Below are 13,395 nucleotides of genomic sequence, written 5' to 3' on the forward strand. Positions count from 1 at the left end.
CGAAGTCGCCCACGAACTCAACACCCGACCCCGCGAAACACTCGACTGGAACACACCAGCCCAACGCCTCGCACAACTCATCGTCCCCTAACGATTGCACTCACCCCTTGACCCCGCCCGCCCCATTCCGCCCCAAACTTCTTGATCACCGCCCCTCCGGTGCCGTCTCCCGGCGATGCCTCCGGTGATCAAGAGGTTTGCGTCATCTGCGGGCCTGAAATTGACGCGAAGCTCTTGATCACCGGGGGCAGGGCGGGAGCGGAGCGGGCAGGGGGCGGGAGGAGGGCGGGACGGGGCGGGCGGAGCGGCGGGTGGGTGGTGGGGGGGTGGGGGGTGGGGGGTGGGTCAGGGGTCGGTGGTGAGGCGGGCGTGGAGGTGTTCGTCGTGTCGGTGGCCGTCGCCGTAGCGGTGGGATTCGCGCAGGGTCCCCTCCAGCCGGTATCCGGCCCGTGCGGCGACCCGGCAGGAGGCGGGGTTGCCCACGGCGTGACACAGCTCGATCCGGTGCAGGCCGAGCCGGGTGAAGGCCCAGTTGGTGAGCGCATCCAGCGCCCGGCCGGCGACCCCACGGCCCCGGGCCGGGGCGGAGGTCCAGTAGCCGACGGCGGCGTTGCCGTCCCGGATCTGGTGTACGGAGACCGCACCGAGCAGCGTTCCGTCGGTGTCCCCGGTCACCGCGAGGGAGGCGTGGCTGCCGTCGCTCCAGTCGGCGCGGCGGGCGATCCACGTGGCGGCCTGTGTCAGGTCGCCCACCCCCTGCCCGTTCCACCGGACGATCTCGGGGTCGACCAGGGCGGCCAGCACGGCCGGTGCGTCCGCCGCCCGCCAGGGACGCAGCAGCAGGCCGGGGGCGGTGATCTCCACGGGTTCCACCACGGCAGTCTGCCAGCTCGCCGTGGTCGGCGGCCCGCCCTTGTGGCTCATCCTTCGAATTCTGAAATTCCACCTCTCAAGCGATGGTGTCGCCCTGCTCACACGCATCACAGCAAGCTTGTTTAAATTTGAAAGAGTGCTATTGTTCGGGCATGACGGAGAGCCTGGACAGCGAGCGGATGGCTTGCTGGCGTGCCTACATCGAGGCCAGCCAGCGGCTGTTCACCCGGCTGGAGGATGACCTGCGTGCCGACGGGGAGCTGAGCTTCGCCGACTACCACGTGCTGGTCCTGCTCTCCGAGGCGCCGGGCCAGCGGCTCCGGATGGGTGAGCTGGCCGGCCGGCTGGTCTTCTCCCCCAGCCGGCTCACCTACCAGATCTCCACCATGCAGCGGCGGGGCCTGGTCTCCAGGCAGTCCTGCCCCGGGGACCGTCGGGGCAGTGAGGCGGTGCTCACCGCCGCCGGGTTGCTGACCCTGCGCGAGGCCGCGCCGGGGCACCTCGCCTCGGTCCGCCGGCACCTGATGGACGACCTCGACGACGCCGAGGTCACCACCCTGACCCGGGTCTTCGATCGGCTCGGCCGGCGGCTGCGCGCCGACCGGGACGCGTCGTCCACCCACCGCGACACCTGAGGAGAGCCGAGATGCCCGCGATCACCGTCGACGACGTCCTCGTCCTGCCCCGCCTGCCCCGGCTCGACGAGACCACCAGCTACCGGCCGGTCCGCCGGCTGACCACCGCCCCGAGCGGCTACGAGGGTGAGGGGTTCCCGGTCCGCCGGGCCTTCGCCGGGGTGCCGATGCAGGATCTCGACCCGTTCATCCACCTCGACCAGATGGGCGAGGTGGACTACGCGCCGGGCGAGCCGAAGGGCACCCCGTGGCACCCGCACCGGGGCTTCGAGACGGTCACCTACATGATCGACGGGATCATGGACCACCAGGACTCGCAGGGTGGTGGCGGCACCATCACCGACGGCGACACCCAGTGGATGACCGCCGGCAGCGGCCTGCTCCACATCGAGGCCCCACCGGAGCACCTGGTCGCCAGCGGTGGCCTCTTCCACGGCCTCCAGCTCTGGGTCAACCTGCCCCGGGTGGCCAAGATGATGCCGCCGCGCTACCAGGACATCCGGGGTCGGGAGGCGGCCCTGCTGACCACGCCGGACGGCGGGGCGCTGATCCGGATCATCGCCGGTGAGATCGCCGGGCACCAGGGGCCGGGGTCGACCCACACGCCGATCACCATCACCCACGTCACGCTGGAGCCCGGTGCCGAGTTGGACCTGCCCTGGCGGGCCGACTTCAACGCGCTGGTCTACGCGCTCTCCGGTCGCGGCACGGTCGGCACCGACCGGCGACCGTTGCAGGGCGGCCAGTTGGCCGTGCACGGTCCGGGCGACGCGCTGCGGGTGACCGCCGCCGGCAAGCAGGACGGCAACACCCCGGGCCTGGACCTCTACATCATGGGCGGAAAGCCCATCCGGGAGCCGGTGGCGCACTACGGGCCGTTCGTGATGAACACCCGCGCCGAGCTGATGCAGGCCTTCGAGGACTTCCAGGCCGGCAAGCTGGGCGTCGTGCCCGCCCAGCGGCTGCCGCACACCGGCGGCCAGGGCGACCGGCCCTGACCGGGCGTACGCCGGCCTGGAGCCGGTGACCCGTCCACGGGCGTCCCGGGACCATCCCGGGGCGCCCGTTTCGGGCGCGGTGAACGACGCGAAGGGGAGTCCCCGTGCGCCGAGGTGTCCGTTCCGGTGGACCGGGGCGGGCGGTGGTGGCAGGTGGGTGGCGGCCGTCAGGAGACCGCGAAGATCCCGGCCACCCCGAGAATCACCATGAGCAGCACCGCCAGGATCGCGCCGCGTTCGCTCTCGACCGCCTGCGTACGGTCCTCGGTCGCGGAATTCGTCGTCTCGGCGGGCATTGCGGTGCCTCCTCGGCGTTCGCGGCTCTACGGGGTGCGGTAGGCCACCGTCCGGGCATCTGTCGTGCCACCCGGAATGCGCATTCGCGGCGGGGGTCCTACCGTGAGGACGTCGTCGACCTCGGGAGGTGGAGCGTGGCGATCGAGGACTGGTTCCTGACCGCTGAGGAACGCGCCAACCCGGTGTCGGGGATACCCGTCTGGACGACCGGAAACCTCGCCGAGCCACTGATTCACGGTGCGGCGTACTTCGACCGCCTGGTCAGCGCGGTGGAGGCCCTCGGCGCGGGTGACCACCTCTTCTTCACCGACTGGCGGGGCGACCCGGACGAACGGATGCGCCCGGACGGCCCGACGGTGGCCCAGCTCTTCGCGCAGGCCGCCCAACGTGGCGTGGTGGTCAAGGGGCTGCTCTGGCGCTCCCACCTCGACGCGCTGTCCTACAGCGAGGTGGAGAACCGGGACCTGAGCGAGACGGTCAACGCCGCCGGCGGTGAGGTGCTGCTCGACCAGCGGGTGAGGCGGGGCGGGTCGCACCACCAGAAGCTGGTGGTGCTGCGCCACCCCGACGCGCCGGAACGGGACGTCGCCTTCGCCGGCGGGATCGACCTGTGCCACAGCCGCCGCGACGACGCCGACCACCACGGCGACCCGCAGCCGTTGGCCATGTCACCCCGGTACGGCCCGCGCCCGCCCTGGCACGACGTGCAGCTCGCCGTCCGGGGGCCGGTGGTCGGTGCGTTGGACACCACGTTCCGCGAGCGGTGGACCGACCCGATGCCGTTGGACTCGGAGAACCCGCTGGCCTACCTGCGGGACCGGCTGCGCGGCTCCGACCTCCGCCCCGACCCGCTGCCCGCCCAGCCGGCCGACCCGCCGCCCTGCGGCCCGCACCGCATCCAGGTGCTGCGCACCTATCCGGCGGTCCGCCCCCGCTACGCGTTCGCCCCGGACGGCGAGCGCACGGTGGCCCGCGGCTACACCAAGGCGGTACGCCGGGCCCGCCGGCTGATCTACCTGGAGGACCAGTACCTCTGGTCGACCGAGGTGGCGGAGCTGTTCGCCGAGGCGCTGCGGGCCAATCCGGACCTGCACCTGGTCGCCGTGGTGCCGCGTCATCCGGACGTCGACGGCGCGTTGGCGCTGCCGCCGAACATGGTGGGTCGGGAGCAGGCGTTGTCGCTGTGTGAGCGGGCCGCCCCGGAGCGGGTGCACGTCTTCGACGTGGAGAACCGGGCGGGCGAGCCGGTCTACGTGCACGCCAAGATCTGCGTGGTCGACGACGTCTGGGCGAGCGTGGGCAGCGACAACTTCAACCGCCGGTCCTGGACCCACGACAGCGAGCTGTCCTGCGCGGTGCTCGACGACACCCGCGACCCGAGGGCCCCCGCCGACCCGGCGGGTCAGGGTGACGGTGCCCGGGTGTTCGCCCGGGACCTGCGGCTGCGGTTGTGGCGTGAGCACCTGGACCGCGATCCGGACGGGGCCGACGACGCCGACCTGCTGGATCCGGCCGACGCGGTGGCGGCGATCACCTCGACCGCCAACGCCCTGCAACGGTGGTACGACACCGGTCGGCAGGGTCCCCGGCCACCGGGCCGGTTGCGTCCGCACCGGCCCGAGCGGTTGCCCTGGTACACCCGGCTCTGGGCGTTGCCGGCCTACCGGCTGGTCTACGACCCCGACGGCAGGCCGCTGCACGCCCGGCGCAAGGGCACCTGGTGAGCCGGCGCCCCGGTCGGCGTCGGCGCGGTGGCCGGTGGCGACGGGGGCGGCACGGGATACCTGGTCAGTCCGCCCGGGTGAGCGAAGGAGGCCCGCGGGGCGTAGCAGCCCCCGAAGATGAGCAGGGGGTTCTCCGGGCGCAGCGCGTAGCTCGGGTGCACCGGGTCGAAGAACTCGACCGACTCGATCTCGAAGGGGCTGACCGGCTCCGACACGTACGGGTAGACGCCGCTGACCAGGTCGCCGTCGCGGAGGGTGAAGTAGCGGTGGTGTCCGGCGCGTATCTCGTGGCCGGTCTGGCCGACCCGGGCCCGGGTCCGGATCAACGGGGCGCCACCGATCTCGGTGTCGGCGACCAGCACGTCACCGCGTACCCGCAGGGTGGTGCGCCCCAGCACGGCGGGGGCGCCCCGGGCGGCGGCGTAGTCGCGCACCCGGGGGCTGCAGGTGACGTAGTGGGTCCACCAGCCGCCGGGGGTCACCCCGTCGGGCGCGTCGACCCCGGCGAGGGCCACCCCGAGGCAGGTGAGCGTGTAAGCGCCGAAGCCGGAGGTCTGGGCGGCGTCCTCGACGACCTGTTGGTTCATGAAGACCTGGCGGTCGGGCCGGGGGCGCAGGCCCGGGGGGACCAGGGCGGCGACCGCGTCCGGGTCGGCCGGCAGCCAGCTGAAGTGCAGCGTCCGGCTGTCGACGACGAGTTGCGGGTCCGCGGGGTCGAGCACGGTGCTTCCTCCGTACGGGGTGGTCCCCGCGACGGTACGGGCGGGCTCGGCGGCGGGACAAGGACGGAAACCCGACACGGCGTCGTGGTGTCGGGCTCCCGGTCGACGGACCGGTCCACCGGTGGGCCGGGTGGGGCGACCCGGCGGGGCCGTGCCGGCTCCGGTCCCGGATCGGACGACGCTGCGTGGTGAGGGTCACCGCCATCGGTAATCTATGACCGCTTCGGGGCTTTAATGAAGCAAAATCACTTAAGTACATCAGCCTTTCGGCTAGATTTCCCCTCACCGATCAGGCTATGGTGGCTTCCGAACGGCCCATCTGAAGCTAAACCAAAGCGTCACGCCTTTTTCCGCGGACGAGGTGCAGGGAGGACCACCAATGACCGCGTCAACCATGAGCGAGCAGGCGACCACCACGCCGACCACCACCGAGAAGCTCGACCCCCGCGCCCTCACCGACAGCGCCGCCGACCTGCTGAACGCGATGGCCGCACTGCCCGCCAACCACCCGTCGCGGGCCGCGCTGCGGGACCGGGCGATCGAGGCCTGGCTGCCGCTGGCCAACCACCTGGCCCACCGCTACAGCGGCCGGGGCGAGCCCACCGACGACCTGGCCCAGACCGCCGCCGTCGGCCTGATCAAGGCGATCGACAAGTTCGACCCGACGCGCGGTGTCGACTTCGCCGGCTACGCCATCCCGACCATCATCGGTGAGCTGAAGCGGCACTTCCGCGACCGCACCTGGGACATCCGGGTGCCCCGTCGGCTCCAGGAGCTGCGGCTGGCCATCTCCGACGCCAACAGCTCGCTGCTGCAGACCCTCGGCCGCTCGCCGACGGTCGCCGACATCGCCGCCCACCTCAAGATCACCGAGGAGGAGGTCCTGGAGGGCCTGGAGGGTGCCCGCGCCTACAACGCGGTGTCGCTGTCCACCCCGACCGGCGACGGCGACCGGGCCACCGAACTGGGCGACATGCTCGGCGGCGAGGACAACGAGTTCGAGCTGGCCGAGCTGCGGGTCGCCCTCGGCCCCGCGCTGGCCACCCTCGACGAGCGCGAGCAGAAGATCCTCACCCTGCGCTTCTACGGCAACCTGACCCAGTCGCAGATCGCCGACCAGATCGGCGTCTCGCAGATGCACGTGTCGCGGCTGCTCGCCCGGGCCCTGACCAAGCTGCGCGGTCAGCTCGACGGCACCTACTAGGGGGTGGCGGCGGTCACCGACCCGGCGGGTCGGTGACGGCCACGACCACGAGGCCCGGCCGGCGGTTCGCCGGCCGGGCCTTCCCCATGTCCGAAGCCGCCGCGCCCGGCTCCGCAACCGCCGTGGCCCGACCCCGCAACCGCCGCGCCCGGCTCCACAACCCCGCGGCCCGACCCGCAACCCCGTGGCCCGACCCCGCAACCGCCGTACCCGACGTAGGAAGTGCCGCGCCCGACTCCGCACGGCGTGGCGCCACAGCGGAAAAGCCGTGGCCCCGACGCGCATGCGTCGGGGCCACGGTCTCGTCGGTCCGGTCAGCCGGCCGCCGGATCCCGCCACATCGGATAGAACGGCGTGCCGTCCGGCAGTCGGAAGACCTCCCGCAACCGGTAGCCGTGCCGGGCGTAGAGGTCCCGCCCGGCCTCGCTGCTCGCCTCCAGGTAGCCGGGCACCCCGTGGGCGTCCAGCCAGGCGTGGTGGTGCCGCAGCAGCGCGGTACCCAGCCCCTGGCCCTGCCGTCCCGGCCGGACGGCCAGCAGCGCCAGGTGGTGGTGGTCGGGATGCGGATGGTTGGCCGCGAACAGCTCGTCGAGGTGCTGGAACCGGGGGGTCCACTCACCACAGGCGGCGGCCAGCCGGTCGTCGTAGTCCACCGGGGCCGGCGAATCGCCACCGACCTGGGGCAGCCAGACCGCCACCCCGTCCCGGTCCGCGGTGCCGAAGACCAGGCCGTGCCGCATCGCGTGGTCGACCAGGATCTCGAAGTTGTCGGCGAAGACGGCCTCCCGCTTCGCCTCGTCCGGCACCAGCCACCGGGTCGCCGGGAGCACCAGGAACGCCTCGGCGATCCGCTCGGCGACGAGCCGGGTGTCGGCGGCGTCGAGTCGCTCGACGGTGACCGTGTTCACCGCCGGGCCTCCACCGGCACCGGGCCGTCCACCGGCGGGTCGAACAGTGAGGTCGCCGCGCTCTCCGCGCCGCGCCCGATCCGGGCGTAGACATCGGGACGGTTGGACCGCAGCACCATGCCCCAGAGGAAGCCGATCAGCGCGGCCACCGGGTAGACCCCCGGGATGATCCAGCGCAGCGGCGAGTCCGGCGCGACGCCGAGCAGGGTGGCGAAGTTCGTCACCGCCACCGCGACGACGGCCGCCAGCGCGACGGTGGCCAGTGCCGGGGCGATCGCCCGCCGCCACAGCGACTCCGAGGTGTCGGACCGGGCGAAGTAGACGATCACGGCGACGCTGGTGGTGGCGATCAGCAGCAGTACACCGAAGCCACCGCCGGTGCCGGCGTAGTAGAAGAGCTGCACCACCGGGTCCCAGCCGTTGACCGCGTACAGCACGATCACCAGCAGGCCGAGCAGGCTCTGCGCCAGCGACGCCACCCGGGGTGCCCCGGTTCGGGGCGAGGTCTGCCCGAAGGCGGCCGGCAGCACCCGCTCCCGGCCCAGCGCGAAGGCGTACCGGGCGGTGGTGTTGTGGAACGAGATCATCGCGGCCAGCACCGAGGTCATGAAGAGCGCCTGGCCGATGGTGACGGCGGTGTCGCCGAGGTGCGCGGCGGCCAGGTTGAAGATCAGTTCGATGCTCTGCTCACCGGCGGCGGCGGAGATGTTCTCCGGCCCCACGGCCACGGTCATCGACCAGGAGGAGAGGGCGTAGAGCCCAGCGATGATCGCCACCGAGAGGTACGTCGCCAGCGGCACCGTCCGCTTGGGGTCCTTGCTCTCCTCGCTGAACACCACCGAGGACTCGAACCCCACGAAGCCGGTCATGGCGAGCACCAGCAGCGCACCCGCCCCCGGCACCAGCAGGTTGGACGGGGCCAGCGCGGCGAAGCTGGTCGTGCCGCCCGCCGGGTTACTGAGCTGACCCAGGTCGAACACGACGATCAGCACGATCTCGGCGATCAGCAGCACCGCCAGGACCTTGCCGTTGACGTCCACCCGCAGCAGGCCGAGGAAGGCGACCAGCGCCCAGGCCACCAGGGCCACCACGGCCCAGTGCGGCTCGACGCCGAAGAGGGTGCCGAGCACCGGCGCGGCGGCGGCGCCGATGGCGCCGTACAGACCGACCTGGAGCGCGTTGTACGCGATGAGGGCGACCCAGGCCGCGCCGACGCCGGCCGGCCGGCCGATGCCACGCGCGACGTAGGCGTAGAACGCGCCGGCGTTCTCCACCCGGCGGGCCATCGCCACGTAGCCGACGGAGAAGAGCGCCAGCACGGCGCCGACGGCGAGGAAGGCCAGCGGCATCCCGGTGATGCCGGTGACCGCGTAGCCGGTGGTGACCACGCCGGCCACCACGGTCAGCGGGGCGGCGGCGGAGAGCACGAAGAAGATGACCGACGGCACGCCGAGGCGGCCACGGGCCAGGGCGTCACTGACGTTGCTTGGTCGTACGACTGTCGGATGGGGGGGCATGGGGCTGCTCCGGAAGAGGGGGAGATGAGGGGGAAGGTGGTGGCGCGGCGAGATCAGGGGATGCCGCGCAGCACCGCAGCGCCGACCGCGGCCTCGGTGTGCACGACGAGTTCCTTCAGCGGCGGAGGCAGCGACTGGACGAGGGTGGCCAGTCGGTGGTGGGCGCGCGGGCCGGCGCTCCACAGCACCTCGCGGGTCAGCCCGGCGGCGGCCACCAGCCCGAGCAGCGTGGTGTCCGACACCAGGGGCTGCTCCGGCCGCTCGACCAAGGCCCGCAGCCGGGTCGCCGGCCAGGCTGCGGCGTTGAGGTCGATCGGCAGGTAGCTGACCGTGGTCCGCAGCAGCCGGCGGTTCTCCTGCCGGCGCAGCACCCCGGCACGGGCCAGCCGCTCCCCTACCGAGGTGGTGGACGACTGGGCCAGGAAGGCGAGCCAGGTGCGCACCGCCTGGTGCTGCGACTCACCGATCAGTTGGTCGAGCACGGTGTGGGCCAGTGCGTCGGCCGGGGGACGCCGGTCGATCACGCTGACCAGTCCACCCGAGACGGTGATCTGTCCGAAGAGGATCAACTCGGCCAGCAGACCGGCGGCGAGACCGAGGCCGGTGGCGCTCGGATGCAGCTTGGCCTTGCCCCGGCTGTCGTTGTGCGCAATCAGAAAAAACTCGTCGGCGATCAGCAAACGAGCCTCCAACGCATTGTCCACAGGTGATCCACGCCGGGTGACAGGATGCCCCCAGACCTCCAGCTTTGCAACTCCCAGATTCGATGGTTGCACTCCGTACTCATGCGACCTGCGGATCTTGTCGTGACAGACTCGGAGGGTGACTGCCAGCCCCACCGTTCGCCGCCGCCGCATCGCCCGTGAACTCCGCCAACTGCGGGAACGCGCGGGCATGACGCTCGACGTGGCCGCCCGCCAACTCGACATGTCCAAGAGCAACCTGTCCCGGATCGAGAACGCGCAGATCGGGATCAAACCCCGTGACGTCCGCGCCGCCCTGGCCCTCTACGAGGTGACCGGCGTCGATGCCGAGGCGCTCATCGAGATCGCCCGGGGCGCGCAGCAGCGCGGCTGGTGGCAGAACTACAGCGACGTGCTGCCGGAGTGGTTCGAGTTCTACGTCGGCCTTGAGGCGGAGGCGGAGAGCCTGCGCACCTACGAGGCGGAGTCCGTCCCCGGCCTGTTGCAGACGGAGGCGTACGCCCGGGAGATGTTCCGCCGTACGGCCGGCGAGGAGGGGTTGGAACGGAAGGTGGCCGCCCGGCTGCGCCGGCAGGAGGTGCTCCACCGGGAGTCTCCCCCGGTCGAGCTGTCGGTGGTGCTCAACGAGGCGGTGCTGTTGCGCCCGGTGGGCGGACCGGCCGTCATGGCGGAGCAGCTGACCCACATGGCCCGGATCGCCCAGTCACCGAACGTGACATGCCACGTACTTCCGTTCGCGTCCGGCGGGCACCCGGCGATGAGCACTCCGTACGTGATCATCACGTTTGCCGACGCGGCCGACAATTCCGTGGTTTACCTGGACAATCTCACGCTGGGTCTGGCGCTGGAGGAAGCGGGACACGTGCGCGGGTATACCCTTGTGCACGAGGAGCTGTGCCGGATGGCACTGGATCCGGCGGCGTCTTTGGCCCGCCTGGAGGAGGCTGCTCGTCACTTTGCGTGATCGCATTGCGGCACGCCCGGGGGGAACGGAAGGTATGGGAATGCAGGCGCTGCCTCTGTCCATGATGGACTGGCGGACCAGCAGCCGCAGCAGCGGCAACGGCAACTGTGTGGAGATCGCCACCACCGACGACCGGATCGCGGTGCGCGACAGCAAGGACCGGTGCGGTCCCGCGCTGGTCTTCTCCGCCCACGCCTGGACAGCCTTCGTCACCGGCATGGAGGCGGTACGACCGGGCTGACCCCCGGCGTGCCACAGTGGCAGCCGTGCTCCGTGACGTACCACTCGACCTGCCGGTCCGGCCGGCGCTGCCACCGCTGCTGCGGGCGCTGACCGGCACCGGCAGCGCGGTCCTGGTGGCCCCGCCCGGCACCGGCAAGACCACCCTCGCGCCGCTCGCGGTGGCCGACGGGGTGCCCGGTCGGGTGCTGGTCGCCCAGCCCCGCCGGGTGGCCGCCCGCGCGGCGGCCCGACGGATCGCCGACCTGCTCGGCGAGCGGGTCGGCGACCGGGTCGGGTACGCCGTGCGCGGCGACCGCCGGGTCGGCCCGGCCACCCGGATCGAGGTGGTCACCACCGGCCTGCTGGTCCGCCGGTTGCTGCGCGACCCCGAGCTGCCCGGGGTCGACGCGGTGCTGCTCGACGAGTGTCACGAGCGGCAGCTCGACGCGGATCTCGCGTTGGCCTTCACCGTGGAGGCCCGCGCGGCGCTGCGGCCCGAGCTGTGGCTGGTGGCCATGTCGGCGACCCCGGAGGCGGACCGGTTCGCCGCGTTGCTCGGCGGCGACACGCCGGCCCCGGTGGTCCGCGCCGAGGCCGCCCTGCACCCGGTCGCCCGGGTCTGGACGCCGCCGCCGCGCCCGGTCGCGCCGCCGGGCGCGGGACGGGTCGATCCGCTGCTGCTCGACCACGTCGCCGCCACCGTCCGGCGGGCCCTGCACGAGCAGGACGGCGACCTGCTGGTCTTCCTGCCCGGGGCGGGCGAGATCGGGGCGGTGGCCCGCCGGTTGGCCGACCTGACCGACCGGGTGGCCGTCCTGCCGCTGCACGGGCGGCTACCCGCCGCCGCACAGGACGCCGCGTTGCGCCCGGCCGCACGACGTCGGGTGGTGCTCGCCACCTCCGTCGCGGAGAGCAGCCTGACCGTGCCCGGGGTCCGGGTGGTGGTCGACGCGGGCCTGGCCCGGGTGGCCCGCACCGACCTGTCCCGGGGGCTGGGCGCACTGGTCACCGTGGCGGTGTCCCGGGCCGCGGCGACCCAGCGGGCCGGGCGGGCCGGCATGCAGGCCCCGGGGGTGGTCTACCGTTGCTGGTCCGAGGCCGTCCACGGCCGGCTCGCCGCCCAGCCCGAGCCGGAGATCGCCACCGCCGACCTGACCGGCTTCGCCCTGGACCTGGCCGCCTGGGGCAGCCCCGACGGCGTCGGCCTGGCACTGCCCGACGCACCGCCGCCCGCCGCGCTGACCGTCGCCCGGGAGACGTTGACCAGCCTCGGCGCGATCGACGCCGAGGGTCGGGTGACCGCCCGGGGACGGGCCATCGCCGCCACCGGCACCCACCCCCGGCTGGGTCGCGCCCTGCTCGACGGCGCCGCCCGGGTCGGCCGGGACCGGGCCGCCGAACTGGTCGCCCTGCTCGCCGAGGACGGCCTGGCCGGGCGGCACGACGACCTCACCGCCGGGTGGCGGCGGCTGCGCGACGACACCGATCCCGGTGCCCGCTGGCGTGCGGAGGTACGCCGGCTGCGCGCCGCCCTGCCCGCCACCACCGAGCGGGGCGGCGTCGGCGCACGGCTGCCGGACGATCTGGCGGCGGGGCTGCTGGTGGGGCTGGCCTATCCGGAGCGGCTGGCCCGGCTGCGCCGGGCCGGCGGGACGTCGTACCTGATGGCGGGTGGGACCGGGGCGGAGCTGGCGGCCGGGTCGGCGCTGGCCGGGACGGGCTGGCTGGCCGTCGCCGTCGCCGACCGGTCGCCGGGCGCACCGACCGCCCGGGTCCGGTTGGCCGCGCCGGTCGACGAGGCGACCGCCCGGGAGGTCGGCGGTCCGCTGCTGACCGAGGTACGCGAGGTCGGCTGGGTCGACGGCGACGTGCTGGCCCGGCAGGTGACCCGGCTCGGGGCGATCGAGCTGGTCAGCCGCCCACTGGCCCGGCCGGCGTCGGAGCTGCTGGCCGCCGCCCTCGCCGACGGGCTGCGCCAAGTGGGCCTGGACCTGCTGACCTGGACCCCGGCGGCCCGGACACTGCGCCAGCGGCTGGCGTTCTGCCGGCAGGCGTTGGGGGCGGACTGGCCGGAGGTCTCCGACGCCGCGCTGCTCGCCGCCGCCGACCGGTGGCTCGGGCCGGAGCTGGCCGCCGCCCGTCGCCGTGCCGACCTGGCCCGGATCGACGTGACCGGGGCGCTGCGTCGGCTGCTGCCCTGGCCGCAGGCGGGCCGGCTGGACGAGCTGGCCCCGGAACGCATCGAGGTGCCCAGCGGCTCCCGGGTCCGGGTCGACTACGCCGATCCGGCGGCGCCGGTGCTGGCGGTGAAACTCCAGGAGACGTTCGGCTGGGCGGACGCGCCCCGGCTGGCCGACGGTCGGGTGCCGGTGCTGCTGCACCTGCTCTCCCCCGCGGGCCGGCCGGTCGCGGTCACCGCCGACCTGGCGTCGTTCTGGCGCACCGGCTACCCGCAGGTGCGCGGGGAACTACGCGGGCGCTATCCGCGCCATCCCTGGCCGGAGGACCCGACCACGGCCACCCCGACCCGGCACACCACGCACCGCCGACGCTGAGCCGACGCACCGCCGGACGACGCCGAGCCGACGCACCGCCGGACGACGCCGGGCCGACGCCGCAGGGCGGCG

13 protein-coding genes are annotated in these 13,395 nt (G+C 73.4%); 7 read left to right on the forward strand and 6 right to left on the reverse strand.

Annotation, left to right across the window (positions count from 1 at the left end):
- Window positions 1–345: 345 nt before the first annotated feature.
- On the reverse strand, window positions 346–924 hold the full coding sequence (locus JQN83_RS21555; RefSeq protein WP_244252938.1) for a GNAT family N-acetyltransferase: 579 nt from the start codon (window positions 922–924) through the stop codon (window positions 346–348).
- Between the two features lie 101 nt (window positions 925–1,025).
- Between JQN83_RS21555 and JQN83_RS21560 the strand changes: the two genes are divergently transcribed.
- Window positions 1,026–1,508 carry a MarR family winged helix-turn-helix transcriptional regulator gene (locus tag JQN83_RS21560; protein WP_208568957.1) on the forward strand — a complete coding sequence of 161 codons (483 nt, stop codon included), beginning with the start codon at window positions 1,026–1,028 and terminating at the stop codon, window positions 1,506–1,508.
- A gap of 11 nt (window positions 1,509–1,519) precedes the next feature.
- Complete coding sequence (locus JQN83_RS21565) at window positions 1,520–2,506, forward strand: pirin family protein (protein WP_208568958.1); 987 nt, start codon at window positions 1,520–1,522, stop codon at window positions 2,504–2,506.
- A 167-nt stretch (window positions 2,507–2,673) separates the two neighbouring features.
- On the opposite strand, the gene JQN83_RS33855 is transcribed toward JQN83_RS21565, so the two are convergent.
- Window positions 2,674–2,802 (reverse strand): hypothetical protein, encoded by a 129-nt coding sequence (locus JQN83_RS33855; protein WP_255597954.1) that lies wholly within the window; start codon window positions 2,800–2,802, stop codon window positions 2,674–2,676.
- A 135-nt stretch (window positions 2,803–2,937) separates the two neighbouring features.
- Between JQN83_RS33855 and JQN83_RS21570 the strand changes: the two genes are divergently transcribed.
- Window positions 2,938–4,527: a phospholipase D family protein gene (locus tag JQN83_RS21570; RefSeq protein ID WP_208568959.1), complete on the forward strand. Its 1,590-nt coding sequence runs from the start codon at window positions 2,938–2,940 to the stop codon at window positions 4,525–4,527.
- On the opposite strand, the gene JQN83_RS21575 is transcribed toward JQN83_RS21570, so the two are convergent.
- Window positions 4,476–5,249, reverse strand: coding sequence for an acetoacetate decarboxylase family protein (locus tag JQN83_RS21575; RefSeq protein ID WP_208568960.1), 774 nt, complete (start codon window positions 5,247–5,249; stop codon window positions 4,476–4,478). The two genes, JQN83_RS21570 and JQN83_RS21575, sit on opposite strands and share 52 nt — an antisense overlap.
- Before the next feature lie 379 nt (window positions 5,250–5,628).
- Between JQN83_RS21575 and JQN83_RS21580 the strand changes: the two genes are divergently transcribed.
- A complete protein-coding gene (locus tag JQN83_RS21580) occupies window positions 5,629–6,453 on the forward strand; it encodes a SigB/SigF/SigG family RNA polymerase sigma factor (protein WP_208568961.1) in 825 nt (274 codons plus the stop codon).
- 314 nt (window positions 6,454–6,767) lie between these two features.
- Here the strand turns inward: JQN83_RS21580 and JQN83_RS21585 are convergent, their stop codons facing one another.
- The 3 genes from JQN83_RS21585 to JQN83_RS21595 are packed head-to-tail and all read right to left on the reverse strand — an operon-like array spanning window position 6,768 to window position 9,558.
- Window positions 6,768–7,361 (reverse strand): GNAT family N-acetyltransferase, encoded by a 594-nt coding sequence (locus JQN83_RS21585; protein ID WP_208568962.1) that lies wholly within the window; start codon window positions 7,359–7,361, stop codon window positions 6,768–6,770.
- A complete protein-coding gene (locus JQN83_RS21590; RefSeq protein WP_208568963.1) occupies window positions 7,358–8,878 on the reverse strand; it encodes an APC family permease in 1,521 nt (506 codons plus the stop codon). The genes JQN83_RS21585 and JQN83_RS21590 overlap by 4 nt, the downstream gene beginning before the upstream one ends.
- Before the next feature lie 53 nt (window positions 8,879–8,931).
- Complete coding sequence (locus JQN83_RS21595; RefSeq protein WP_208569071.1) at window positions 8,932–9,558, reverse strand: GOLPH3/VPS74 family protein; 627 nt, start codon at window positions 9,556–9,558, stop codon at window positions 8,932–8,934.
- Window positions 9,559–9,700: 142 nt separating this feature from the next.
- Between JQN83_RS21595 and JQN83_RS21600 the strand changes: the two genes are divergently transcribed.
- From JQN83_RS21600 to hrpB, 3 genes are read left to right on the forward strand one after another with little or no spacing between them, the layout of a single operon-like run.
- Window positions 9,701–10,546: a helix-turn-helix domain-containing protein gene (locus JQN83_RS21600; RefSeq protein ID WP_208568964.1), complete on the forward strand. Its 846-nt coding sequence runs from the start codon at window positions 9,701–9,703 to the stop codon at window positions 10,544–10,546.
- Between the two features lie 40 nt (window positions 10,547–10,586).
- Window positions 10,587–10,787, forward strand: coding sequence for a DUF397 domain-containing protein (locus JQN83_RS21605; protein WP_208568965.1), 201 nt, complete (start codon window positions 10,587–10,589; stop codon window positions 10,785–10,787).
- Between the two features lie 25 nt (window positions 10,788–10,812).
- On the forward strand, window positions 10,813–13,323 hold the full coding sequence (gene hrpB, locus JQN83_RS21610; protein WP_208568966.1) for an ATP-dependent helicase HrpB: 2,511 nt from the start codon (window positions 10,813–10,815) through the stop codon (window positions 13,321–13,323).
- Window positions 13,324–13,395 lie beyond the last annotated feature (72 nt).

Source organism: Micromonospora antibiotica, assembly GCF_017599305.1.
In the GTDB taxonomy this organism is placed as follows: Bacteria; Actinomycetota; Actinomycetes; order Mycobacteriales; family Micromonosporaceae; genus Micromonospora; species Micromonospora antibiotica.